The sequence below is a fragment of the Phormidesmis priestleyi BC1401 genome, from assembly GCF_001650195.1.
Lineage (GTDB): Bacteria > Cyanobacteriota > Cyanobacteriia > Leptolyngbyales > Leptolyngbyaceae > Phormidesmis_A > Phormidesmis_A priestleyi_B.
Genome location: NZ_LXYR01000005.1, coordinates 34,946 through 61,518, shown reverse-complemented (window position 1 = coordinate 61,518; position 26,573 = coordinate 34,946). Strand labels below are relative to the sequence as shown.

22 protein-coding genes are annotated in these 26,573 nt (G+C 47.1%); all 22 read left to right on the top strand.

The window, feature by feature from the left end:
• The 22 genes from A8707_RS04545 (at position 1) to A8707_RS04440 (ending at position 26,572) form a co-directional block, all read left to right on the top strand.
• On the top strand, positions 1 to 1,341 hold the full coding sequence (locus A8707_RS04545; protein WP_068815550.1) for a glycosyltransferase: 1,341 nt from the start codon (positions 1 to 3) through the stop codon (positions 1,339 to 1,341).
• Between the two features lie 42 nt (positions 1,342 to 1,383).
• Complete coding sequence (locus A8707_RS04540; RefSeq protein ID WP_082906223.1) at positions 1,384 to 2,469, top strand: glycosyltransferase family 2 protein; 1,086 nt, start codon at positions 1,384 to 1,386, stop codon at positions 2,467 to 2,469.
• 191 nt (positions 2,470 to 2,660) lie between these two features.
• The gene (locus A8707_RS04535) at positions 2,661 to 3,908 is read left to right on the top strand and encodes a glycosyltransferase family 4 protein (protein ID WP_068815548.1); all 1,248 of its coding nucleotides are present in this window, start codon (positions 2,661 to 2,663) and stop codon (positions 3,906 to 3,908) included.
• Between the two features lie 387 nt (positions 3,909 to 4,295).
• On the top strand, positions 4,296 to 5,117 hold the full coding sequence (locus tag A8707_RS04530; protein WP_068815546.1) for a glycosyltransferase family 2 protein: 822 nt from the start codon (positions 4,296 to 4,298) through the stop codon (positions 5,115 to 5,117).
• Positions 5,118 to 5,121: 4 nt separating this feature from the next.
• Complete coding sequence (locus A8707_RS04525; protein ID WP_068815544.1) at positions 5,122 to 6,108, top strand: glycosyltransferase family 2 protein; 987 nt, start codon at positions 5,122 to 5,124, stop codon at positions 6,106 to 6,108.
• Positions 6,109 to 6,110: 2 nt separating this feature from the next.
• On the top strand, positions 6,111 to 7,097 hold the full coding sequence (locus A8707_RS04520; RefSeq protein ID WP_068815542.1) for a beta-1,6-N-acetylglucosaminyltransferase: 987 nt from the start codon (positions 6,111 to 6,113) through the stop codon (positions 7,095 to 7,097).
• Positions 7,098 to 7,200: 103 nt separating this feature from the next.
• Positions 7,201 to 8,148 carry a glycosyltransferase family 2 protein gene (locus A8707_RS04515; RefSeq protein WP_068815539.1) on the top strand — a complete coding sequence of 316 codons (948 nt, stop codon included), beginning with the start codon at positions 7,201 to 7,203 and terminating at the stop codon, positions 8,146 to 8,148.
• Between the two features lie 55 nt (positions 8,149 to 8,203).
• Positions 8,204 to 9,034, top strand: coding sequence for a glycosyltransferase family 2 protein (locus tag A8707_RS04510; RefSeq protein WP_082906222.1), 831 nt, complete (start codon positions 8,204 to 8,206; stop codon positions 9,032 to 9,034).
• 4 nt (positions 9,035 to 9,038) lie between these two features.
• Complete coding sequence (locus A8707_RS04505) at positions 9,039 to 10,430, top strand: glucose-6-phosphate isomerase (protein ID WP_068815537.1); 1,392 nt, start codon at positions 9,039 to 9,041, stop codon at positions 10,428 to 10,430.
• Between the two features lie 118 nt (positions 10,431 to 10,548).
• Positions 10,549 to 11,793, top strand: coding sequence for a glycosyltransferase family 4 protein (locus tag A8707_RS04500; protein WP_231947928.1), 1,245 nt, complete (start codon positions 10,549 to 10,551; stop codon positions 11,791 to 11,793).
• 11 nt (positions 11,794 to 11,804) lie between these two features.
• Positions 11,805 to 12,959, top strand: a complete 1,155-nt coding sequence (locus tag A8707_RS04495) for a glycosyltransferase (RefSeq protein WP_068815535.1) — start codon at positions 11,805 to 11,807, stop codon at positions 12,957 to 12,959.
• 164 nt (positions 12,960 to 13,123) lie between these two features.
• Entirely contained in the window at positions 13,124 to 14,305 is a 1,182-nt protein-coding gene (locus tag A8707_RS04490; protein ID WP_068815533.1) for a glycosyltransferase, read from the top strand.
• 389 nt (positions 14,306 to 14,694) lie between these two features.
• Positions 14,695 to 15,324: a PTPA-CTERM sorting domain-containing protein gene (locus A8707_RS04485; RefSeq protein WP_156518357.1), complete on the top strand. Its 630-nt coding sequence runs from the start codon at positions 14,695 to 14,697 to the stop codon at positions 15,322 to 15,324.
• Positions 15,325 to 15,710: 386 nt separating this feature from the next.
• A complete protein-coding gene (gene hpsJ-C / locus A8707_RS04480; RefSeq protein ID WP_068815529.1) occupies positions 15,711 to 16,313 on the top strand; it encodes an HpsJ-like protein, cyanoexosortase C-associated in 603 nt (200 codons plus the stop codon).
• 65 nt (positions 16,314 to 16,378) lie between these two features.
• Positions 16,379 to 17,254 (top strand): cyanoexosortase C, encoded by an 876-nt coding sequence (gene crtC, locus A8707_RS04475; RefSeq protein WP_197484612.1) that lies wholly within the window; start codon positions 16,379 to 16,381, stop codon positions 17,252 to 17,254.
• A 155-nt stretch (positions 17,255 to 17,409) separates the two neighbouring features.
• Positions 17,410 to 18,381, top strand: a complete 972-nt coding sequence (locus A8707_RS04470; RefSeq protein WP_068815525.1) for a GDP-mannose 4,6-dehydratase — start codon at positions 17,410 to 17,412, stop codon at positions 18,379 to 18,381.
• A gap of 417 nt (positions 18,382 to 18,798) precedes the next feature.
• A complete protein-coding gene (locus A8707_RS04465; RefSeq protein ID WP_068815523.1) occupies positions 18,799 to 21,348 on the top strand; it encodes an ATP-binding protein in 2,550 nt (849 codons plus the stop codon).
• A gap of 115 nt (positions 21,349 to 21,463) precedes the next feature.
• On the top strand, positions 21,464 to 22,660 hold the full coding sequence (locus tag A8707_RS04460) for an ABC transporter substrate-binding protein (RefSeq protein WP_068815521.1): 1,197 nt from the start codon (positions 21,464 to 21,466) through the stop codon (positions 22,658 to 22,660).
• Positions 22,661 to 22,666: 6 nt separating this feature from the next.
• Positions 22,667 to 23,746 (top strand): hypothetical protein, encoded by a 1,080-nt coding sequence (locus tag A8707_RS04455; protein ID WP_068815520.1) that lies wholly within the window; start codon positions 22,667 to 22,669, stop codon positions 23,744 to 23,746.
• A 13-nt stretch (positions 23,747 to 23,759) separates the two neighbouring features.
• The gene (locus A8707_RS04450; RefSeq protein ID WP_068815518.1) at positions 23,760 to 24,710 is read left to right on the top strand and encodes a branched-chain amino acid ABC transporter permease; all 951 of its coding nucleotides are present in this window, start codon (positions 23,760 to 23,762) and stop codon (positions 24,708 to 24,710) included.
• 13 nt (positions 24,711 to 24,723) lie between these two features.
• Positions 24,724 to 25,653 carry a branched-chain amino acid ABC transporter permease gene (locus A8707_RS04445; RefSeq protein ID WP_068815516.1) on the top strand — a complete coding sequence of 310 codons (930 nt, stop codon included), beginning with the start codon at positions 24,724 to 24,726 and terminating at the stop codon, positions 25,651 to 25,653.
• Positions 25,654 to 25,765: 112 nt separating this feature from the next.
• Positions 25,766 to 26,572 carry an ABC transporter ATP-binding protein gene (locus tag A8707_RS04440; RefSeq protein ID WP_068815514.1) on the top strand — a complete coding sequence of 269 codons (807 nt, stop codon included), beginning with the start codon at positions 25,766 to 25,768 and terminating at the stop codon, positions 26,570 to 26,572.
• The last annotated feature ends 1 nt before the right edge of the window (position 26,573 follow it).

Here is a 26,573-nt window from a genome sequence, read left to right as displayed (position 1 = left end):
ATGAGCGTAAACATTTTATTCATCACATTCAATCAGCTTTACCCATTTGAAACGGGTGCAAGTATCGCACAGTTCGGAATTATTGAATACCTCAGCCATCTCTGCAATATCAGCTTGCTGGTCGCTGAGGATTGCAATCCGACAGATGAAGAACTGATTGAATTAAACTGCTTGCTGCCAAAAGTGAAGATCTATACGATCGCAACTTGCCCTCCGTCAGCCGACAAAGCAAAAAGTAAGAATGTCGCTTCAAAAATACGGGATTCTTATAGTTTCATTAAAGGCAGTATTAAGCTGTTTCTTAAGGTTTTACTTCAAGTTAACAAAAACGAAGGTTATAAGTTAGAAGATTCTTCAGAAGTACATTTTAGCAAAATGTACTCATCATGGAATCCCTATTACATCCATAGCCAAGAATATGTTGAAAAAATCAATAACATTATTGTGAGAGACAATATTAATATTGTGCAAATGGAGTATTCTGACAACCTAAACTTGATGAAAGCACTTCCCTCTTATGTAAAAAAAGTATTTGTAGAGCATGAGTGCGTATTTCATAGAATCAAATCGCATGCTGAAGCCAAGCAAATAAAATCAGCCTTTGTGGATTACATCTTGGAATTCTACAAGGGGCTAGAAATCTCTTTGCTGGAGAATGCAGATGGCATTATCACATTCAATAACCTTGAAAATGAAATTCTGAAGGCTGCTTTAGCTGGTAAAAACAACAAAGCTAAGTTCCTTGTTTCTCCTTTTCCTACACTTGACAGCGACTTTGAAGAGATTGAAAGAATCGTTCAACTAGACAAGTTGGTTTTTATAGGAGGAGAAAGCCATTATCCGAATAGAGATGCTGTGGAGTGGTTTCTCGAAGAAACCGCAGAAGAAGTCTTTCGTAGATTTAGCTTGAGGCTCTGTGTTGTAGGTAACTGGAGCCAGAAGACTGTTGAAAAATATAAAGATCACCCCAGTCAAGTAGAATTTGTTGGATTTGTTGAAGACTTACATGAAATTTCAAAGAGTAGCATTAGTATTGCTCCCGTGAGAATAGGTGGAGGCTTGAAGACTAAGATAATGGTGGCTATGGCACGAAGTATCCCCGTTATCTGTACAAGCTTTGCTCTAGAGGGGATTAATGCAAAGCATCTAGAGAGCGTGATGATTGCTGACGACAAAGAAACATTTTGTCAGAGCGTAGAGTATCTACTAGCAGATTTAGAACGAACCTATTCGATTTGTAAAAATGCTCAGAGGTTGATTAAAGAAGATTACTCGCAGTCTAAGATCTCCAAACAAAGATACTCCTTTTATCAGGATCTGTTGAAGCCAGAGGTCGAGTGATTGTGTCTCTAGTTCTGATAAACTTTGAAATTGCGTCGAATAATGAGCCAAAAAAATTCTTACCGGGCAACAATTTATCCCATCATAGAAACACCCTCTCGACCTTTGTGGTCGGTAATGATTCCAACCTATAACTGCGCTCACTATTTGCGGGAAACTCTTGCAGGCGTGTTAGCGCAAGATCCAGGGTCAGATCTGATGCAGATTGAGGTCATTGACGACTGTTCTACAAAGGATGACCCAAAAGCTGTTGTAGAGGAGTTAGGAAGAGGTCGAGTTAGATTCTATCAACAGCCTCAGAACGTTGGTTATATCAAAAACTTTGAAACTTGCTTGCAACGATCGCGCGGTCACTTAATTCATCTGCTCCACGGCGATGATTGTGTGCTTCCAGGTTTTTACGCCCAGCTACAGCGACTTTTTGAGCAGCATCCAGAGATTGGAGCAGCATTCTGTCGCCACATACTTATGGATGAACAAAGTCACTGGAATACACTCTCACCAGTTGAACAACTAGAGACAGGAATTCTAAAGGCTGGTCTGGAGGGAATTGTTGCAAACAAAGCTTTTAATCCAATTCAAACGCCATCGATCGCAGTGCGGCGAGAAGTCTACGAGCGACTAGGTGGGTTTGATCAACGTTTTGAATGTTGCTGCGAAGATTGGGAAATGTGGGTGCGAATAGCTGCTCAATATCCAATCGGGTATGAGGTCAAGCCACTAGCAGCCTATCGTTATGCTCGACAAGGCTCCCTAACCCGAACATCATTACGCTCTGGTAAGTTTGCACGAGATATGCAGAAAGCAGTTGACATTGTGAGTTCTTATCTACCTGATCTTTTGCCTACTGATGTATCTAGCGACCTGATAGTTCGCAGCCGAGAAGCTTGTGCACTAGGAATTCTGTACATAGTTCGGAGTTTACTGAATGTTGGTGATCCTCAATCTGCTTTCAATCAGTTTCAGATCGCGCGACAGCTAAGTACCTCTGAAGAAGTCACCAAACAACTATTGCAATTGTTATTTAGAGCAGGAGCTATGCGGCTTAAGCATCAAATAAGACAGTCTACAAAATCAGGTTCTTCTGCCATAACAAGAGCATCGGAAACCGAGAATGCAAAGAGTTAGACGTGAATGAATACTCTACCCTCAGTCAGCCTTCTACTTCTGAAGGTCTTGCGATCATAGTCAATTAATATACGTTTGACTACGGGCTTTACTGTAAAAGCATGAAGGAACAAAGTAGGCTATCCGCAAAAGCCCGCTACCGCTTATCGTCGATCAAACAGTTAATCGCTACCTAACTAGATAGTTCTCAAATGAAGATTCTCCATGTCAACCAATCCGATGTCTCTGGAGGTGCCGCGATCGCTGCCTACCGACTTCACCAGGGGTTATTGGCACAGCAAGTAGAGTCTCACTTACTGGTCGGTAAAGCCACCATCAAAAGCGATCGTGTCGCTGAAGTTTCTCGAAGCCGCCGAGTAGAAGCTCAACTTGCTCGTCTCACAAATGAGCTAGGTTTAAACTATCTCAACCATATCAACACTTTTGGAGTTTCTAAGCATTCGTTTTACAAACAGGCAGACATTCTCAACTTTCACAACCTCCACACTGGATACTTCAACTATCTAGCAATTCCATCTCTAACAAAAACTAAGCCTGCTGTTTTTACGCTGCATGATATGTGGAGCTTTACCGGGCACTGTGCCTATAGCTATGACTGCGATCGATGGAAGACAGGTTGCGGTCAATGCCCATATCTTGAAATCTATCCAGCGATTCGTAGAGACAACACACATTTAGAGTGGAAGCTGAAAGACTGGGTTTATAGTCAATCAAATCTGACGATCGTAACGCCTAGTCGCTGGTTGACTGAACAGGCTCAACAAAGTATGTTGAATCGCTTCTCTATCCACTACATTCCTTACGGTATCGACACAGAGCTTTATCAACCGCTCGACTCTGAGCAGTGCCGTGCTGTTTTGGGTATCCCAACCCACAAAAATGTCTTGATGTTTGGCGCAGACAGCCTTTCAGACAACCGCAAAGGAGGCGACCTACTCTTTCAAGCTCTTAGCTGCTTACCCGACGCGCTCAAGGCAGATACCGTCCTACTGATGATTGGAAGTAACAGTGAGTCTATTTCTAAAGCCATTGGAATGCAGACGATCGAGTTGGGATATGTGGGGAGCGATCGACTTAAAGCGATCGCTTACTCTGCTGCCGACCTCTTTATCTTCCCCACTCGCGCCGACAACCTCCCTCTCGTCCTTCAAGAAAGTATGGCGTGTGGTACACCGATGGTGTCCTTCAAAGTGGGAGGAGTACCAGATTTAGTTCGCCCCGGCATAACAGGTTACTTAGCAACACCAGAAGATGCTGATGATTTTTCTATTGGCATTGTGCAACTTCTAGAAGATAAAGCACTTCGCGATCGCATGGGTCGAAACTGTCGCGAGATCGCATTAGAAGAATACCCTCTAAAATTGCAAGCTCAACGGTATCTTGAGCTGTATCGGCAGTTGTTGAAGTTCAGCCAGAAACCTATCAACACTTCTGCTTAAGTTAGTAAAGCATCTATGAATTAGTGAATTTTAACCTCTGTAGTGAAAGCTAAAACATCCCCAATCGAACAACTAAAAGACGTTTACCGAATGATAGAAATGTTTTCTAGAGAACGGCGATTTTATCAGACAAATCAGCGAGGACTCAGACGAGCCGTTCAGGAGATTCTCTAGCACTAAATCTACCAAAGCATTTTAATGCTGCTCAAAATTGGGTCTATGAAACTTTTGAACTGATTCAAACCCGATCGCAGTGGGAAGATCTGCTCATAAGCTATGAGAATTATCCTGATGCATCTGATTAGATTTGAAAGTAGATGACAGAAGCCAAAATATTTACACGCGTCTGTCGAAATCTAGAGCATCTTTTTCTACAAAAAATAGATCATGATTACCGTCATCACGCCCGTCTATAATGGCGAAAAATTTATAGAGTCTTGCATTGAGGTAGTGATCGAGCAAGCTTGTTCAGAAGTAGAACACCTGATTATTGATGGAGGTTCTTGCGATCGTACCCTTGCGATCGTGCAGCAATATGCCGAAGAGTTTGCCCATATTCGCTGGATCTCCGAGAAAGACAAAGGTCAATCTGATGCCATGAACAAGGGAGTTTTATTAGCGAAAAATGAAATTATTGGATTCTTAAACGTAGATGATTACTACGAGCCAGGGGTACTGAACCGCATCTTAGAGGTTTTTAAAGATCTCCCAAACCCCAGTTTCGTAGTCGGCAATTGTAATATTTGGCAAGCCGACGGCACCCTCTGGACAGTCAATCGCCCAGCTAAACTAAAGCTTTCAGATCTGCTTCTAGGGTTTCACGTCAATCCGTTTCCAATGAACCCCTCCGCTTACTTTTATCACCGATCGCTACACGAAAAAGTAGGACCATACCAAATTGATGATCACTACACAATGGATGTAGAGTTCATTCTTCGGGCAGTGCAAGCAGCAACCGTTCATTATTTTGACCAGCTCTGGGGCAACTATCAAATGCTAGAAGGCACCAAGACTGTCACAGACTTTAAGAATGGACAAGGGAAAGACCGAGTTGGTTTGCTGCTTAGAACTTATCGAAGTCAGCTACCACAGCCACAGAAAGCTCGCGTTGGCTTCTTATATTCCCTCTTAGAAGCGAAATATAAGCTCAGATGGTTTCTAATTCACCGCAGAGACGAGTTAAGGCTATATCTCAAGGAGTTTGTTTAGCTGTATGAATATTCAAACCAACCAACCCCTTGTTAGCGTCATTATTCCAACCTACAATCGACCGCTTTATTTGCGAGATGCGATCGCAAGCGCCCTCAATCAAACCTATAAAGACATCGAGATTCTAGTTTCTGATGATTGCAGTTCTATCAGCCCGATCGACGTAATTGACTCGTTTCAAGATACTCGAATCCATTTTTGGAGTAACGAGAAGAACCTTGGCATATTTTGTAACGTCACCAACGCCTTTAAAAAAGCAAATGGTAAATACGTTGCCAGCCTGAATGACGATGATATGTGGAAGGAGGATTTTCTAGAGAAACTAATTCCACCTCTAGAAGCAAACCCAGAGCTTGCCCTTGCTTTTTGCGATCACTATGTTGTGGACGCAAAAGGAACCCTCAACCCTACAGCAACCGAAATCAACACACGGCGCTGGAAACGGGATGGCTTGAAGGAAGGAATTCACCAACCTTTTTACCAAGCTGGGCTAGTTGATCAGTCTGTCTCGACTGCGGCAGCAGCAGTGATTCGGAAAGACGCAGTTGATTGGGACAATATGCCAGCCTCAGCAGGTAGCGCTTGGGATCTCTATACTGCTTACTCAGCCTGTTGTTCTGGTCGAGGTGCCTATTACATCCCTGAGCGGTTGACTCTCTATCGTGAACATGAGCAATCCGCAAGCATCAACAACAGTAGTAGCACTCAAGGTAAGATTCACTGGGCGCAGTGTGGAATGTTTTGCTATAGCACCTTCATGCAGGACGATCGACTCAAAGAACATCAGTCTTATTTCAAATCTAAATGGGTTGAAGCCAGCACAAGCATGGGCATCGCCTTACTGCGGCTAAACAATCGCTCTGAGGCAAGACCCTACTTGTTATCGGCGCTGGGTCAAAAGTTTAACCTTCATACTTTAGTAGCGCTTGCACTCAGTTTTGCGCCACAGCCTTTGTCACGCCCATTTCTAGGGGTCAAAACCAATCAATAGGTATGAGCCAGCTACTTTTTTTAATTGCTTCCCATACTAATCCTGGTCAGGTGCTCAGGCTAGTTAAAGCTCTGAAGTCTGGTAGCCCAGAGTGCCAGATTGTGATCCATCACGATCGCTCAAAATCCACCCTCGATTCAGCCGCGTTTGCCCTATTAAAAGGCGTGCATATTTTTGAGAACCCGATCGTCGCCACCTGGGGCGAATTTTCGGTCGTCGAGTTAGAACTGCGCTGCATTGATTGGATTCTCAAGAACTCTATTCCGTTCGATTGGCTAATTCTACTGTCTGGGCAAGACTATCCCATTCAGCCGATCCAAAAAATGGAGCAGTTTCTTAGCACTACAGAACACGATGGCTTCATAGAGCATTTTCCTGCCTTTAAACCATCAGAAATGCTGAGAGACTGGCATAAAGATATTGGCACCGAACGCTATTGTTATCGATATTATCGACTGCCCTCTTTTCTAAAATGGCTAGTCTATAAGCTTTATCGAGTGGTGGATTGGCAGAGGTTGATTCGAGTTAGAGCCGGGAGATTTGGTGCCAAGCTGGCAGTTCGCCGACGCTTCACCCCGTTTACTGACGATTTTGAGTGCTACGCAGGCTCACAGTGGCACACGCTTTCTTACCAATGCGTTGACTATATTCACAAGTTTGTTCAAAACAATTCGGATTTTGTCAATCACTACCGCACGACCATGATTCCAGACGAGTCTTTTTTTCAAACAATTTTGTTAAACAATCACAGTTTCAACATTTGCCCAGACAACTTGCGCTACGTCTCCTGGCAGCCTCCTTATCCTGCAATTATGCAAACGTCTGATTTTGAGCCACTGATTCATTCAGGTAAGTTTTTTGCCCGTAAATTTGATGAGGCTGTAGACGATCGGATTTTCAGTCTGCTCGATCAGTCTTTCGCTCTTAACTTAGATCAAGATTGCGAGAATTTTGTGGTTGGACAATCAGAGCCAGCCGCACCAATTTGAAGAAGTTCTCGTGAACTTCAGTCCTGTCTACAAAAATCATGCTGATTTCTAGCAACGCTGTCCGAATAAAGCGCTAGATACAGATTCTACAAGCTAGTCACCGATGAATATTACTGTTCTGGTTCCGACCTACCGCCGGACTCAAGATCTCGATCGCTGCCTTGAAGCCCTAAAACAGCAGATAAGCCAGCCCAGTGAAGTGTTGGTCATTGTGCGAGACAGCGATGCCGATACCTGGGCATTTCTGCAAGCCAAAGAGACTGAGCCGCTCAATCTGCGAACAATCTGCGTCAGCATTCCGGGGCAGGTTGCCGCCCTCAACGCCGGGGTCGATGCTGCCCAGGGCGATGTGTTGGCGATTACCGATGATGATGCGGCTCCTCGCAAAGACTGGCTAAAACGCATTGAGGCTCACTTTTTAACCGACGATCGCATCGGTGGGGTAGGTGGACGTGACTGGATGTATCTCAACGGTGAACTGCAAGACGCAAGCGTTCATCCCGGCGCTTCTAAAGTTGTTGGACAGTTGCAGTGGTTTGGGCGGGCGGTTGGCAATCATCACATTGGGGAAGGTCAGTCCCGTGAAGTCGATATTCTCAAAGGCGCAAACATGAGTTATCGCAAAAGCGCGATCGCGGGTGTGCGCTTTGACGAAGCTCTGCTGGGGACAGGCGCACAGGTGCACAACGATCTAGCTTTTAGCCTGGCCGTTAAGCGCAATGGCTGGAAGCTAATCTATGACCCCAAGGTAGAAGTCGATCACTATCTGTCGCGGCGCTTTGATGAAGATCAGCGAACTGAAGCCTTTAATGAGGTGGCTTGCCGCAATGCTGCCCACAACGAAACCTTTGTGTTGCTCAAGCACCTACCTCCAGGACGGCGCATTGTTTTCTTTTTGTGGTCGATTCTTCTGGGCACTCGCAGCCTCTATGGATTCGTTAACATGCTGCGATTTTTACCTCAAGAAAAAACCTTAGCAATTCAAAAATGGCGGGTCGCGATGGATGGTCGTTGGCACGGTTGTCGATCGTGGAAGCAATTCCCATTCTGAAGCTGCCGCCCACTCTCAAGTTCCATAAAAAACCTTAAATAAGCATGAGGATGGTATGACTCAAGCCCGTGATGCATCGACCCAATTAGAAAACAATCAGACCGATCAATGGTCAAATTTTTCGCCCCGTTCAATTTCTACCATCATCATCACTCAAGATGAAGAAGTCAGAACTGGAAAGGCGATTTGTTCTTGTCAAGCGTTTTCAGACGAGATTATTGTGGTCGATGGAGGAAGCAAAGACTCCACGGTTCAACGCGCTCAAGAGCTAGGCTGCAAAGTGTTTATAAACCCCTGGCCCGGTTATGCCAAGCAGCGTAGATTTGGGATTGACCAGGCTCAGCACGACTGGGTTTTTATGATTGATTCAGACGAGGTGGTAAGTGAGGAGCTAGCTCAGTCGATCGCAGCCTGGAAGCACACTCAAACCCTAAAAGCAGATGCCTTCTCGGTCGATCGCATCGGTGATTTTTTAGGCAAATGGTTGACCAGCCGTGCAGATTATCAGATTCGTTTGTTTAACAAAACTATTTTTCAAGTTACTGACGTCTTAGTGCATGAAAGCATTGATTCAGGAGAAAATCCAGTGATTCAACTTGAGGGAGTGCTTTGGCATTATGGCTTCCGCAGCATTAGTGATCATGTCGTTCGATTTAACAAATATACTGATTTAGAAGCTCAAAAAGATTACCTGGTTGGAAAGCGATTTAGCCTCGCTCGGCTTCTATTTAAGCCCCCCGCCAGATTTGTTCAGGTTTACATTGTCCACCAGCTTTATAGCAAAGGTCTAGCAGGGCTGTCGGTTGCACTGCTCAAGGTTTACTACGATCTCCTAAAAGAGATCAAGCTCTATGAGCTGGGTTGGACAAGTGGGCGAGAACATTAGACTTATGGACACGCATTTGACCGCTAACAAACGCGCTGGAAACTCACTATTTTCAGGGTTGCAGCCCGCAAACGCATGGCTAGCAATTTTAGGATTTGCCGTTATCTCAGGCGTATGTGCTTGGGCAGGGCTAGGTAAAGTCTTAAATTTTGCATTTCCGGGCGGAGCCTTTTTGGTGGGTCTGATTCTATATTTTCGCTATCCCATTCTCTATATGGGGTTTTGCTGGTGGATTTGGTTTCTGACCCCACTAGTTCGGCGCTATGCTGATTTTCGCAGTGGCTTCACTGAGCCTAGCCCGATTTTGCTTGCGCCTTATTTTGTGACCTTGATTAGTTTAATCACGGTGTTGCGATCACTTCCCAGCGCCAAACGCAGAGGGAGTTGGCCATTCTTGCTATCGCTGGTAGGCGTACTGTATGGTTTTTTGGTCGGGGTCATTAAAACATCCCCCGTTTCAGCATCGATTCGATCGCTAGAGTGGTTCGCTCCGATCATTTTGGGTCATCATCTATTTATCAACTGGAGAGATTATCCAGAGCAACGTCAGAATATTCAAACCGTCTTTTTGTGGTGTGTGCTGATTACTGGCAGCTACGGAGTCTATCAATACCTGGTTGCACCTGAATGGGATACTTCCTGGCTGATCAACACTGAATTGGGAAGTGCAGGCAAACCTGAACCTCAAGGGCTTCGCGTTTGGAGTACGATGCACGGACCTGGCGTGTTTGCCAGCGTCATGATGGCTGGGTTACTGCTGTTATTAACTAATGTGAAAACGCTGGGCCTTCCAGCAATGGCAGTTGGCTACCTATCTTTTTTGCTGTCTCTGGTTCGCTCACTCTGGCTGGGCTGGCTTGTTGGCTTACTCAACCTGGTTGTTTTTCTAAAGCCAAAGTTTCAAGTTCGTCTAGTTGTGATTGTTGCAGTAGCAGCACTCTGCGTGGTGCCGTTGACATTGGTTGAACCTTTTTCTGAAGTCATTTCTGGGCGGCTTGACTCACTGTCTAATCTAGAAGGTGACACCAGTAGCGCTGATCGACAAGCCACTTATCAAGCTCTTTTGGGTCCTGCGCTCACGAATGTGATTGGAGACGGCATTAAGAGCGGCGAAATTTACGATAGTGCCGTTTTAGAAACTCTGATTTCTCTAGGCTGGATTGGCACTACTTTTTATGTCAGTGGACTGCTTTTATTGCTGTTGAGATTGGTTGGGAGCGCACAGATTGGCGGTGACTCATTTGCCAGCACCGCTCGCGCCATTACAATCGCGATGTTTTCCCAAGTTCTATTTGGTTCTTCTATGTTGGGGCTGCCTGGAATGATTTTGTGGGGCTTCATGGGGATTGGGTTAGCTGCACAAAAATTTCACGGTCGTCCCACTTCCTCTACTTAATTACTTCACAGAGTTCCTCCGGAGACAAACAGGCAGTGGCGAAGAGCTTAGTTAGCGTGACGTTTAACTTCAACAACCAACAACACTAACTGCCCAGTCTTTGCTAGGAGTAACTAATATGAATCATGACATCGTGCAATTGAACCCTCAAGGTGAGGAGTGCTCTAGAATTCGGACGCTACAAATCGGCATGGGTTGGTTTCCTGAGCAAGCCGGGGGGCTAAATCGTTTCTATTATGATTGCGCTCGTCATTTGCCTGCTGCTGGCATCGGAATCAGGGGATTAGTGGCCGGATCGCCCCAGGTTTTCCAAGACTCCCAAGAGCAAATTCAAGCCTTTGCACCTCAAAAAGCTTCTTTGTTAGAGCGTTGGCAAGGCGCGCGATCGGCGGCTCGGCAGTTGCTCAAAGAAGAAGAGTTACCTCTGGTGGTGTCGCATTTTGCCCTCTATGGGTTTCCGATTCTAAATTTGATTGGCGATCGTCCTTTAGTTGTTCATTTTCAAGGACCGTGGGCGTTAGAAAGCCAGGTTGAAGGTCACTCTAGTGTCAATATCTGGATGAAGAAGACATTAGAGCAAAAGCATTACCAACGTGCAAGTAAGCTGATTGTTCTTTCTACCGCATTTCGTGACCTGTTGCATCAGACTTATCAGATTCCCCTCGATCGCATTCATGTTGTGCCACCGGGCGTTGATCTTGATCGGTTTGCGTTTTCTGACTCGCGTGAGAATGCTCGTTCGCAGCTTGGCTGGGATCTCGATCGTCCGATTCTCTTTGCAACGCGACGACTGGTAAAACGCACAGGCTTAGAGAATTTGGTCAGCGCGATGAGCGTGGTGCGTCAGCGCTATCCCGATGCATTGTTGCTCATTGCAGGCAAAGGCGAACTCGCCGAAACGCTGCAACAGCAAATTGAATCATTAGACTTAACTAACCAAGTTCGACTGTTGGGGTTTGTTGCAGAAGACCAGCTTGCCCTTGCCTATCGTGCGGCTGACTTCTCAATCGTGCCGACGCTTTCGTTTGAAGGGTTTGGCTTGAGCATGATCGAGTCTTTGGCTTCGGGAACTCCTGTGGTTGGCACTCCGATCGGAGCGATTCCAGAAGTGTTGCGTCCGTTGTCTGACGACCTAGTATTTGAAGGATCTTCGACCGAGCACTTAGCACAAGGAATTTTAGAAATTCTATCGGGGCAGAGATCGTTACCTAATGCCGAGACTTGTCGGGCATACGTCAAAGATCACTACGCTTGGTCGGTGGTAGCTCAACAGATTAAAGCGGTCTACAGCGCTGCACTTTCGGCTCCTTCTCCAACATCCGTGCGGTTTAGCCCATCTCCTCGATCAGAAATCATTCGTTAGGCATTCTCTAAATGAAGATTCTATTTCTAGATCACAGCGGAGTTTTGGGAGGTGCAGAACTCTCTTTGCTGGATATTGCTCGCTACTACCAAGATTCTTGTTTGGTGGTGCTGCTAGCAGAGGGAGCATTTAAAACTCGGTTAGAACAAGAAGGTATTCCGGTGCAGGTGTTGACTAGTCAGTTGACGGGGATCAAGCGGGACAGCAGCTTTTGGCAAAGTCTTAGTAGTCTAGGTCAAATACTGCCCTTAATTGTCAAGATTGCACAACTCAGTCGAAACTACGATGTGATTTGCACGAATACTCAAAAATCGATGGTGCTTGGCGCGATCGCATCTCTCATTAGCCATCGTCCTTTAGTTTATTACTTGCGAGACATTCTCTCAGCCGATCACTTCAATCGAGCAAATTTGTGGATTGCAGTTGCGATCGCAAATACCTGCGTGGCAAAAGTGATTGTCAATTCTAAGGCAACTCAATCGGCTTTTGTGGCGGCTGGCGGCAAGGCAGAACTCACACAAGTCATTTACAACGGGTTTCTGCCCGATCGGTTTCAACAGCCGCCCGAAAATGCAATACAGTTACGGCAGGAACTTGGACTAGAAGGGCAGTTTGTCGTCGGTAGCTTTAGCCGCTTGTCTCCCTGGAAGGGGCAACACGTTTTGCTAGAGGCACTCACACACTGTCCTCAAAATGTGACTGTTTTGTTAGTGGGCGATGCCTTGTTTGGTGAGACTGCCTACGTTGAGCGCCTGCATCAACAAGTTGTTGAACTGGGTTTGGGCGATCGCGTCAAGTTTCTCGGCTTTCGGGCAGACGTGTCTAGCTTAATGGGCGTTTGCGATTTGGTGGCTCATACGTCTACAGCACCAGAGCCGTTTGGTCGCGTGATCATCGAGGCAATGTTATGTCGGACACCGATCGTTGCGACCGCAGCCGGGGGAGTTTTAGAACTGATCGAGCCGAATCGAACAGGGTGGTTAGTGCCAGTGAACGATGCAGTGAACTTAGCAGGTGTGATTAACGAGTGTCGAATTCATCCAGAACAGGCGGCGGTCATCGCACAACGTGCCTATCAGTACGCGAGTCATGCTTTTCACCTGGATGAAACTTGTCGAAAATTTTCCCAATGGATGGAACTTGTCAAAAGTTTCCCCAACTTTTAGAAAATTTAGTGACAGAAGATGTGTTCTCATTTGATAAATTAAGTCATGGAACAAAAACAATTTGGTGAATTCGCATTTTGGCAGTTGCTTTCTTCTGTATCTCTTGAAATCAGATTTAAAGTGTTATTTTTTAAACCCTTACTCACCTTTAAAAAGCCTACGCTATGAAAATTTTGTTCTTAGACCACAGTGGAGTGCTAGGAGGGGCAGAACTGTTTCTGCTCGATGTTGCTCGACGATATCAAGATTCGTGTTTAGTCGGGCTGATGGCGGAAGGTTCGTTTAAAGCTCGGTTAGAGCAAGAACACATCCCGGTTCGGGTGTTGAACAAGCAAGCGATCGCCGTGAATCGAGACAGTTCTATCTGGCAAAGTCTGATGAGTTTGAGGCAGATTGTGCCCTTGATTGCTGAGGTCGCAGCGCTGAGTCGAGAGTATGACGTGATCTGCACCAATACGGCAAAAGCGCTGGTTGTGGGCGCGATCGCCAGTCTTTTTAGCCGCCGACCGTTGGTGCATTTTCTACACGACATTCTCACGGTTGAACACTTCAGCCAGATTAACGTGCGGCTAGTTCCGGGTTTGACCAATCGGTTTGCGGCGCGAGTGATTGCCAACTCAAAAGCGACCCAAACTGCTTTTGTGTCGGCAGGTGGTAATGCCAAACTCACTGAAGTGATCTACAACGGGTTTGTGCCAGAGAGGTTTCAAACCTCATCTGCCAATGAGCTGCAATTGCGGCAAGAGCTAGAGTTAGAGGGTCGCTTTGTGGTGGGCAACTTCAGTCGCTTGTCTCCCTGGAAAGGACAACACGTTTTGCTAGAGGCACTCGCCCACTGCCCTGACAATGTGACGGCTCTATTTGTTGGAGATGCCTTGTTTGGTGAAGATGAATATGTTGATTGCCTCCATCAACAAGTTGCCGAGTTGGGGCTGCACGATCGCGTCAAGTTTCTCGGCTTTCGGGCAGATGTGTCTGAGCTGATGAGTGCTTGCGATTTGGTTGCTCATACGTCAACTTCGCCCGAACCGTTTGGTCGGGTGATTGTGGAGGCGATGCTGTGCCAGCGCCCGATCGTAGCCACTGCTGCCGGGGGTGTGGTGGAGTTGATTGAGCCGGGAGCGACTGGGTGGTTGGTGCCCAGCAATAATGCTGAAAAGTTGGCTGAAGTGATCAATGAGTGCTATGCCGACCCCGATCGATCGACAGCGATCGCTCAACGTGCCTATCAGTATGCAAGCCAAGCTTTCCATTTGGATGGAACTTGTCAAAAAGTTACCCAGGTTTTAGAGAGTGTCGTAGCTGATCAAGGGTTAACACCGATCCAAACGGGCACAGTTTTATAAGCTATTGTGCTTACGTCAGTGAGATTGTGTGAACTAACGGTAAAGTCCTTTAACGGGTGATGCCAAACCTGGTGAAATTGCATAATATATTATTAGATGAATGTCATAGACAAAAGTGACACCATCCGGGAAAGTATCTAGGTTACTGGGTGCTTATACCTAAGACAACAATAGTTTTTAAGAAATCAGGGCTAACGTGCATTTCCAGGCTACCAGCATCGGAAGACTCTCGACTCAGGCTAGAGCGGACAATAGCAACATTAAACGCGATTGTTTTTTGCTCATCTTTAACCTAAAGATTTCCAGCCCTGTGTTGAGAGCGGTAGCCTACTAGGTTCTGTTCGGACTGCTTCCGAATGAACGCCCCTAAACGTTAATAGGTTAAATCAATGAAATCGAAGACAATGTTTTTCGGCGCAGCAGCGACTGCGATCGCCCTATCTGCTGCCACAATTTCGGCATCTCCTGCTCAAGCCCTCAGTATCACTCCTGGTAGCATTCTCAATATTGGTGGAGTTGTTCAAGCTAATCCCAACAACGCTGCCCCGACTGAATTTGTATTCGACGCTCCTTTCCCCGAGTTTGGTGGCGGCCCCGGAAAGACGGTGATCTATAAAAAGGGTAGCACTGGTAGCTTCGCTGGCTTAGACAGATTCGCTCCAATTCAAAACCTCACTCTAACCCAACTAACCCCTGGAGGTCACCTCTTCAGCAGTGGTTCAGTGACCAATTTCATCACAAACATTAAAGCAGGCATCAGCTTCGATCTCACAAAGTTCATCTACGACAATAGTAAGTCGAGTGCAACTTTTGAAGGAATCTTCAGAAGTGGTACTGACTCCATCGCTGCGAAGGGTGGTCTATTCACGTCTCAGCTAACTAGCTTCAACCCTGCCTCCTACTCTGGATCAATTGCCGCGATTCCAACGCCTGCAATGTTGCCTGGGCTGATTGGTCTAGGAATGGGTATGCTCCGCAAGCGCAAGAGAGAGATGGCAGCAGCGAATGCTGAAGCCTAGACTTTTGTGTCCCTGGCACTGAGTCGAAAACTCGTCTGTACTGGGTTGTCTGTAAACTAATTGACTTCGTTGATAGCGGTTGAGATCCCCCTAAATCCCCCTTAAAAAGGGGGACTTTTGATGAATTTCTCCCCCTTTTTAAGGGGGTTGGGGGGATCTCTAAGAGTTTGCAGACACACCCTAGTTAAACACCACCATCGAGCCAGGAGTCAGACAATTTACAGGTGCAATCCTTGTTGCCTTTCTGAGTTGTCTGCACTCCTCGATCGTTCATTGTCAGATGTTGAACTTTTGCATTTTTCCAAGTTTTTCGTAAATATCCGGTTCGTGTCTCACAGGGTTGAATTAAGCTCCTATCTAGTATTGAATGAGTTGTTGTAACTTCTATGACCACAGTTTCCTCTCAAAGTTTTGCCCCTGTTTATAGCTCTACAGGGTTGTGTCGCATTGTTGGGGTCGCCTGCATTGCCGGATTTATCTTCGATGTGTTAGCACTGGCGATTCCGCCTGCATTTGGAAACATTGAGTGGCGGATTGCTTTGTTTCAGCAGATCGGCGATCGCAGCATCATTCTACTGTTTGGTTTAGCGCTGTTGACGTATGGCAGCATCGAGACTCGCCGATTACGCAAGCGGTTAGCGATCGTCTGTCTGGTTCTGGGCGTTTTGTTTAATCTTTCCTGTGTGCTGGTGATTCGCGACGGGCTTTCTTTTCAAGAGAGAGCAGTCAACACGATTAGCGCTCAAGCCTCCACGCTGCAAAGTCAAATTCAAGCAGTGCAGCCAGGCTCGACTCAGGGCAAGGTTAAGGTCACTTCTGAAGACATCCAAAAAGCCTCTCAAGCCTTGACCCAACAAGCTACTTCACTCAAACAAAACGCCAAAACTGGAATTGTCAAAACCAGCCTTTCGAGCATTGGCAATTTGGTGATTGTTGGTATAGCACTCATTGGTTTGGGGCAATATGGCAATCGCCCATCTAAAGCTTAATTTTTCAACTTTCTTAGCCCATGAATCAGCAAAAAATCCAGAGGAGCATAGTCCAACTAGCTCAATTGAGTATCCGCACTCCCCATCATCAGATAGTAACCTTTGGTTTATTGATGGGGTTGCTGTATCTGCCAGAGCTTCTAAGAGAGTTAGGAAAAGCAACCCTAAGCGGATCAACAAATCTATTCTTCAATTTTGGATTTCTTTATCTAGGGGTTGATCGTCTGTGGCGAAACCGCACTTCGCTTACCAAAGTATTGCCTGCCGATGAAGAGCGCTTGACAGGATATTTGATTATCTTTGGCAGTGCAGCACTGATGCCATTCTGCCTATCGTCTATTTCCCTGCGGGCACTACTTTGGGCAGGCATTCTGCTCGGCATTGCTTATAGTTCTTGGGGCGTGGCTTTTTTCAAGACCTATTATCTTTCCAGTGCGCTCATCTTGCTGAGTTTCTATCCAAACTGGATCTATGTTCTAGCCGAGGTTTGGAGACTGACAACTCCTCCAGAATATCTTGAAAAGCTGATGGCTTGGGCAGGCGGTGTAGCACTGCAAGCGATCGGACAACCCGCGATCGCCAAAGGAATCATCATTGAGTTACCTACCGGAGCGGTGCAGGTTGGCTATGGCTGTAGTGGATTTGATATGGCAGTGACGATGGCGGGGGCGAGCTTGCTGATGGGGCTGTGGCTCAAGCAAAGTCGCATAGACACGATCGCGATGGTCGTAGTCGGCGTAATGTTAGCCCTGATTTTCAACATTCCTCGAATTATGCTGCTGACGATCGCGTCAGTTTACTGGGGCAAAGATTCATTTGAGTTTTGGCATGGACCCTGGGGTGGACAAATTTTTTCAACGATTTTATTCACAGTCTATTACTATGCGGTCATGTGGATTGTGGAGCAGCAACCTGTGAAACCCAAGCAGGGAATTAACTAATCAAATCCGCTGGGTAATTAATTTGGACACTCTTACTCATCGGGTCGTAGCGGTCAAGAACTCGCTCCAGCAGATCTTACTGAAGCGAGAAAAGCTATAAGGGCAGATCTGCTTCTGGGGAGAACATTAATGTAGTTAATCTTTTTAGAACTCACATGCAAAAGAACGCTCTCATCACAGGACTCACCGGACAAGATGGCTCTTATCTCGCGGAACTTCTCTTGACTAAAGGCTATCAGGTTTTTGGTCTGGTTCGTCGCTCTAGCTCTGGCAAGGTCGATCGGATCAGTCACCTCGCCGGCGAGGTCACGATTCTCTCGGGCGATTTGCTGGATCAATGCTCGCTGATGGACGCGATCGAGCAGTCTCAACCCGATGAGATCTATAATCTGGCATCTCAAAGCTATGTACCTATCTCTTGGACGCAGCCTGCTCTCACCGCAGAATATACAGCGTTGGGCGTGTCTCGGTTGCTGGAGTCGATTCGGCGGTGCCATCCTAGCTCACGATTTTATCAGGCTTCGAGCAGTGAGGTGTTTGGTCAGCCCGATGAGTCGCCTCAAACCGAACGCACTGCCTTCCGTCCTCGTAACCCCTATGGAGTTGCTAAAGCCTACGCTCACTGGATGACCATCAACTATCGTCAGCAGTACGGGTTGTATACCTGCTGTGGGATCACTTACACCCACGAGTCACCACGTCGGGGCACCGAGTTTGTGTTTCGCAAGATTACGCAGGGAGCCGCCCGGATCAAGCTGGGGCTGGCGAAGGAGTTGAAACTTGGCAACTTAGAGGCGCGAAGAGACTGGTGCTATGCCCAAGATGCGGTCTATGCGATGTGGCTAATGCTCCAGCAAGACCAGCCCGATGATTACATCATTGCCAGTGGCGAAACGCATTCGGTGAAAAAACTGGTGGAATGTGCCTTTCGCTGTGTGGGACTGACCTGGCAAGACTATGTATCAGTTGACCCATCGTTTCATCGACCGGATGAAGCAGTGCAGTTGGTTGGCTCGATCGACAAGATTCGTCAGCAGTTAAAGTGGCAGCCTCAATATCCGTTTGAGCAGTTGGTGGAGTTGATGGTTGACCATGATTTAAAGGAGTTGACCGATCACCAGACTTAGAAGGATACCGACATTTTTTGAGCGATTAAAGCAATCAACTGGCTGCGGGTTTTCCCTGTAGATTGAATTTGTCTGGAAGCTTTTAGATGCTTGCCTTTGCAACATTCAAACCAAAAAGCCTTGAGTCTTATTGGTTTGACGGTCATTAGGAGTTTCGATGGCTCAATCTCAATCCAGACCAGGGATTCCCACTCATTTGACCTGAGAACAGTTTGAAGAATTCATCTTGCCCCATCTGCACGTGGGGACTCGCGGTTCTCAGCCAAAGATCGCTTTGCACGTCATTTTCAAGCCTTTGTCTCGTACCTAGCTTTTTCCTAGACTTTGTGGGAAAACTGAACACAGCAAGACCGCATAACTACTAAATGCCGGATTGATGTTCAAACTCAGCGATTTCTCGATCGTAGGGCGTTAGCAATGGCTCAGATCTCAGGTTCTGCCCCAGTCGAACGAAAGCAATCTACCCCCGTTGGGCTTCAGCGCAACCTGAGCCTGATCGAAACCTGGGGATTTGGTCTCACCGGGCTACTCCTGTGGATGGGGGTCGCGCCGGGTGCCCATGCAGAATTAGGTGCCCAAGCGATGTGGGTTTGGATTCCGGGTGCGATCGTTGGGGTGCTGGTAAACTTGCAAATTAGGCAATTGGGGCGAACCCTAACCCATGTATCGGGAGGAACCCCAAACTACATCACTCACCTGTTGAAGGGCTATCCTCAACTAACTCGCTATGCTGCGATCGGATACTTTCTTAGTTGGATCGCAGTTCTGCCTGTTAATGCCATTATCTTGAGCGACTTGCTTAAAGTAAACCTAGAATCTTTGGGCATTGCCCTACCTGATGCCCTCCTACGAGTTGGATTCACGGTCTTAGCCTTCATTGTCGCCTTTAGTGGCAGTCATGCCTTGGGTACTCTTCATTTAGTATTTCTGCTGCCTGCCGTAGGCTTTCTTCTCGCTTTCTGCTTTCAGGGAAGCCACTGGATTCTGTTCTCATCCTCCCATCTCAGCTTGATTCCGAGTCAGGAGTCTAGCTTTTCCTTTCAGGGTTGGGCAAAGTGGTATTTGAATGGCACCTACGCTTTTTATGCTTGTGAAACTGCCTCAGTCTTTGTCGCCGACAGCAAACGCCCTTATGGAACTCTGCAAAGTTTGCTGGTTGCGGCGGCACTGATTCCGATCGTCTATATCGGAGGCTCTTGGGTATTGCTGCATTTGGCAACAGAACCAGGACTAAACGACGATACCTTCTTGAATTTGTTAGCGGCTGCTAAACCGTTTTGGGGGCAATCTGCATCTTTTTTAGTGACGTTTCTTGTCGTCTCTAGTAGCCTTCTGGCTTGTGCCACTGCGGTCGCTATCTGTCCCCGAATTCTGTATCAACTCGCGCAAGACGGGCACTTGTCGCCCGTATTCGGCGTTACGTCTCGTCAAGGCGTGTTTGGACCAGGCTTACTTTTAACATTAACCCTGAGCTTAGGTTGCTTAGTTTGGGGGAATGTCCCTCGGATCGTGATGATCACGGGGGTTGGTTGGCTTGTGGCTTTCATCGTGCTGCATTGGAGCTTTTGGCAGCAGCGGGGTCAGGCAGGAATCCTATTTCCCAGGTGGTCATTGGTCTTCTGTATCATGGAAACTGTTGTGCTAGTGGTGGGCGGATTTGCTTGGGGAGTACAAGATTTGTTAATGGGTCTGCTGCTGCCGATCGCCGTCTTAAAAGGCGATCAAGTTCTGCATCGGGTTTCGTGGAATGTTCTCAAACCTCAGTGGTGGATTCAGCGCTACCGGGTTAAGCCCCAAAAAAACCTTCAGGACTTCATCGCGCTTCAGGTGTTTATTTTGATTCTGTTTATTTGTGGTGCAACCATCATTAGCTGGTTTAGCAGTGTGCTGGTGACTAAAATGTCATCGGCAAGAAGCGCAGATCTCTTGGTTGTTCTGATTCTGGTGCTCTCGTTTGTGGGGGTCGCGATCGCGTGCTGGACCATTTTGCCCCAACTGGTCGCCGTCAATGCTGCGCGTGAACAGGCAGAAACCCTGTCTGACGATCTTCAGCAGACGCTTCAACAACTCCAGCAGACCCAGACGCAGTTAGTGCAGCAAGAGAAGATGTCTAGCTTGGGTCAACTGGTTGCCGGGGTCGCTCATGAAATCAATAACCCAGTCAACTTTATTCATGGCAACCTGTCTCATGCCCAAAACTATGCCCAAGATCTTCTGAACCTAATGCAGCTTTATCAAAAACACTACCCTCATCCGGCTTCTGAAATCCAAGCGGAAGCGGATAAAATTGACCTCGAATTTCTGCAAAAAGACTTCGTTAAAATTCTCAACTCAATGAATGTGGGAACTGAGCGCATCCGCGAAATCGTGCTGTCACTGCGGAATTTTTCGCGAACGGATGAAGCGGAACTCAAAAAAGTAGACATCCACGAGGGAATTGAGAGCACCCTGCTGATTTTGCACCACCGCTTTAAAGCGACATCCAATCGTGCCGAGATCGTACTCCTTCGAGAGTATGGCGAATTGCCGCTGATTGAGTGTTGCCCAGGGCAACTGAATCAAGTGTTTATGAATATTTTGGCAAACGCGATCGATGCGTTAGACGAGGCTCATGTCATCCAAGCCGATCGCGATGGACAAGAACATCCTGGTCGCATCACGATTCGTACCTCCGTCCTCGATCGTCAGTGGGTTGAGATCGCGATCGAAGATAATGGTTTTGGGATTCCTGAATCAATTCAATCGCGCATTTTCGATCCGTTTTTCACCACCAAACCGATCGGAAAGGGAACTGGCATGGGAATGTCGATTAGCTATCAAATTATCACTAAAAAACACAGCGGCAAGCTGAATTGTTTTTCAACTCCTGGTAAAGGCACCGAGTTTGTCATTCAGATTCCGATTGCCCGATCGCGAGTGGGTATTGCTGAATCGATCGATGAAGCAAAGATTTTACCCTCACCCTAGCCCTCTCCCTTGGGGAGAAGGCTAGGGTGAGGGCGAAGGATTCGTGCGGGAGGTCTATTATGTGGTAAATCAACTGTTAGGGTGCCCACCCGCTGCAAACTACCCGCTTGATTTTATGACACTGACTCTTCGATCGACGTTATTCATGATATTTGCTTTGCTGTCTGCTTGCCAATCGAGCACGACTAATTCGTCCCAATCTACGGGCGGGGTGTCGGGTGCTATTCCGATCGGAATCGCGGTAGCGCAAACCAGTAATGTCGCGCTGTTGGGTCAAGAGCAAGTGGCGGGGGCAAAAATTGCTGAAAAATATTTCAACGACAACGGCGGCGTGAATGGTACGCCGATTCGTCTGGTGTTTCAAGATACGGCAGGAGACGAGGCGGGAGCGATTAATGCGTTTCAAACGCTGATTACAAAAGACAAAGTGGTGGGAATTGTGGGACCGACGCTCTCGCAGCAGGCATTTGGGGCAGACCCGATCGCCGATCGCGCTAAGGTTCCGGTGCTGGCTCCGTCGAATACAGCAAAGGGCATTCCGCAGATTGGTAATTTTATCGCACGGGTGTCGGCTCCGGTGGCGGTGGTTGCGCCAAATGCGGTTAAGGCGGCGCTCAAAATCAATCCGCAAATTAAGCGAGTGGCGGTGTTGTTTGCTCAAAATGATGCGTTTAGCAAGTCTGAAACTGAGACGTTTCAGCAAACGGTGAAAGACCAGAATTTAGAACTGGTGACGGTGCAGAAATTTCAGACCACGGACACTGATTTTCAGACGCAGGCAACCTCAACCCTTAACCTCAAGCCCGATTTAGTGATCATTTCTGGCTTGGCAGCAGATGGCGGAAACCTGGTGCGGCAGTTGCGAGAGTTGGGTTATAAAGGCTTAATCATTGGCGGCAATGGCTTAAATACGTCCAATGTCTTCTCAGTTTGCAAAGCTCTCTGCGACGGCGTTCTCATTGCTCAGGCATACAGTCCCGAACAGACAGGTGGCGTAAATAAAGCGTTTCGAGAGGCTTATCAAACTCAGTTCAAAAAAGAGCCACCCCAGTTTAGCGCTCAGGCGTTTACGGCAGTGCAGGTGTATGTCGAAGCGCTGAAAGCCGTGGACAAGCAGACAAAAGTGGCTCAGAAATCACTGCCAGAATTGCGGGCTGCGCTGAATCAAACTTTACTTAAGGGACAATATGAAAGCCCGATCGGAACCATCTCATTCACTCCTGAAGGCGAAATTGTGCAAAAAGAGTTTTATGTGGCGCAAATCAAAATGGATGCGAGCGGTAATAATGGCAAATTCGCATTTTTGAAGTAGGGAACCATGATGCGATCGCTGCGCTCGTTTCTGATCGGCATTTTGGCATTCACGGCGGTTTCACTATGGGCAACGCCTGTCTATGCAAATGCTCCCGCTCCTCCTTCTTATGCCTGGTTTAATTTTGAGGGGCGATCGTCTCACACTGCAATTCAAGGCGTTCAGTTAGCAGAGTGTCGCACCTTACAATGTTCTCAGCCCATTTTATTGATGCAAAGCGGGATTTGCACTGATGCGGCGTGTCTAAAATCTCCTCCTATTCTCAGCGCTCCTCATCGATTTGACTGTGTAGGCGATCGCTGTCTTTTTGTAGAGCCATCTTATACTCAGCGATCGACGGGACCTTATTATAAATTGCTGGCTCAGTTTGGCGATCGGGTTCGCATTAGTGAGGGCTTTGCTTTGAGAATTCAAGACTCCTTAGCAGGCTATTCGGCTCGAAATTTGCGGGTGATTGTTCGAGAGGCTGATCTGGCGATCGTGCCCGATACCACTCTAATGAAGCCCAGCCGTTGGGAGATGTTTAACAAAGCTCTACTGCTGACAGAATTATCCGAGTTGGCGGTGGCGGCAGTTTGGCTGTGGCGGATGAAACTTGACAAACAGCAATTGGCTAAGGCGCTAGTGGCGATCGCGTTTATCAATTTGCTGACGTTTCCTGTAGTGTGGTTTTTCTTTCCGTCATTGCAGCCGTTTCAATACAGCACATCGCGGGTGTTTGGGGTGATCATTCTTGGAATCGCAAGTTTGTTTGGCACACTGTTGGCGACTCGCTCGATCGTCACGCTTAAAACGCTGCGGAATATTTTCGTCGGATGGCTCATTTCATTGCCAATCGCGTTAGGGATAGGGTTCTTTTTAGCGATCGCGGTCGGCTATGGAGAATCTCTTCCTCCAGTAAATGGGATTCCTTCTCTAATCACTCTTCCTGTGTCTGAAGTGTTTGCGGTCGTGTTTGAGGCTTGGCTCATTTATCGCTTAAATGATGCGATCCCGTTACGAGAAGCAAGTTTGTTGAGTCTCACGATGAACCTGATTAGTATGATTTTAGGTTTGTTATTACTTCCAGCGATTCAGCTATCCTAATCCTATATTTGTTATGAATCTGACTGTATTTCTACAAAATGTGCTGAACGGACTCTCGATCGGAAGCATCTACGCAATTTTTGCATTGGGCTACACGCTAGTATTCTCAATTTTAGGCATCATCAATTTTGCTCATGGGGCAGTGTTTACCCTCGGAGCCTACTTTACTTATATGCTAATGGGCAACGCATTCGGATTTAATGGATTACTGGCTAATCTAGCGTTGCCAATTCGATTGCCGTTTGTATTAGCATTGTTTTTTGGCAGCATTGCCGCAGGTTTAGTCAGTGTTTTGATCGAACGATTAGCGTTTTGTCCGCTGCGTCGCAAAAAAGCGGATTCTTTGCTGACAGTGGTGTCAAGCTTGGGCGTTGCGGTTGTGATTGTGAATCTGATTCAGTACCTAGTTGGTGCCGAGATTTATACGTTTCCTCCCGACACTTATGGCACGTTGCCCCCAGCAATCAACTTTGGAACAGAGGCAAATCCGATTCCAATTCGCAGTGTGCAAGTCGTGATTTTTGTCGTATCGGGCGTAATTGTCAGTCTGTTGACTTATTTGATTAACGCCACAAAATACGGCAAGGCAATGCGCGCCGTTGCAGAAGACCCAACCACGGCAAGTTTACTGGGCATTGACCCCGATCGCTTCATTGTCCTCACGTTTTTTGTCAGTGGCTTCCTGGGCGGATTAGCCGGAACCCTAGTTGGCTCTAGCGTCAGCATCGCCGGACCCTATTTTGGCATCGGCTTCGGACTCAAAGGATTAGCCGTAATCGTGCTGGGCGGATTGGGGAGCATTCCGGGTGCTGTCGTCGGAGGACTCACGATCGGACTCGTCGAAGCCTTTGTTCCGGGCGACTATTCAGCCTATAAAGATGCGGTTGCGTTTGGCATTCTGTTCATCATGCTGTTGGTGCGTCCACAGGGATTATTAGGTCGATCGCTGGTTCAAAAAGTTTAACTGAGTTGACGTGATGAATGATTTTGTTTCGACGTATGGTTTTCTGTTTGTGTCGATGATCTTAGGCGCAATGTTAGGATTATCACTCTATTTGCCCCTCATGGCAGGACAATTATCGCTAGCGAGTCCTGGGTTTTATGCGTTGGGTGGTTATGTTGCCGCAATTCTATCTACAAAAGTGTTTCAGGTTAAGGAGCCGTTTCCGATTGCACTACTTTTACTAGAAATGCTGATTGCGGGAATCATCTGTGGTTTATTAGGCGTTATCGTTGGCGTTCCTGCACTGCGACTGCGCGGGATTTATTTAGCGATCGCGACCATTGCTTTTGTCGAGATCCTTCGTGTTCTCGCCCTCAATCTCGACGTTACGGGCGGAGCAGTCGGCATTTTTGGCATTCCGCAGCCATTTCAGAGTCCGATCGAATATTTGTGGATTGTCTTACCGCTGCTGCTGATTAGCATGGCGTTTGTTTATCGACTAGAAAAGATTCGCGTCGGTCGTGCCTTTATCGCTATTCGAGAAGATGAACTTGCTGCCGACTCAATGGGCATCAATCCCACTTATTACAAAGCTCTTGCCTTTACGCTGGGCGCAATTCTAGCAGGAGTGGTGGGTGCTATCAGTGCTCACTTTCTCAACACCTGGAATGCTCGTCAAGGCACCTTTGATGCCAGTATCATCTACCTAACATTTGTTCTCATCGGCGGCTCAAGAACCTTTCTCGGACCTGTTTTAGGTGGCATGGTGTTTACAGCGCTGCCAGAGATCTTGAGAGCGATCGCCGATACTCCAGGGTTACCTGTTTGGTTGGCACAATTTTTGCGCGACGGTCGCTTGATTATTTTCGGATTGTTAATTGTCATCGGCACCCGCTTCTTTCCACAAGGATTAGTGACTCCTCAGTTGTTAAAACGCCGTTCACGATCGCAGGCTAATCGTTGAAATTAAACCAATCTATTCACATAATGAAACTTTAGTCGTTTAAATACCTGTCCATCGGATTAAATGGTGAAATTGAAGAGATAGTGTTTTTCTGTTGACGATCGCTGCCCCAATGCCTCAACCTCAACTTGCCGATTCCATTTCAAATCTCGATCGCACTCCTGTTTTAGAAGCCAGAGGGTTAACCCGTCGCTTTGGCGGATTGATTGCCGTCAACAATGTCTCGTTCTCTGTCAACGAAGGTGAGATATTTGGGTTAATCGGTCCAAATGGGGCAGGCAAAACAACCTTGTTCAACCTAGTGACGGGGCTGATTCATCCATCTAACGGGCAAATGCTTTATCAAGGCGACGAAATTTCTAAGCTACGTCCGCATCAAATCGCCAAAAAAGGCATTGCGAGAACGTTCCAAAATATTCGCCTGTTTGCTGATCTTTCAGCGTTAGAAAATGTGATGATTGCTCAACATATTCACACCAAAAGCGGCGTGTTTACGGGCGTGTTGGGGTTGCCTCCTGCTCCTCGCGAAGAACAGAAAACCCGATCGAGAGCCTTCGAGCTATTAGAATTGGTCGGCTTGAGCGATCGCGCTGACGAAAAAGCCTCCAACTTCCCCTATGGCGACCAGCGTCGGCTAGAAATCGCCCGTGCGCTGGCACTCGAACCCAGTGTTCTCTTACTCGACGAACCTGCCGCCGGAATGAATCCCAACGAAAAACAGCAGTTGAGCGACTTTATCCGTCAGATTCGTCAGCAGTTTAATCTGACGATTTTGCTGATCGAGCATCATGTGCCCCTCGTGATGGGCTTGTGCGATCGCATTGCGGTTCTAAACTTTGGTCAGCTAATCGCGATCGGAAACCCCGCCGATGTAAAGTCCGATCAGGCAGTCATTGAAGCTTATTTGGGCACAGATTAAA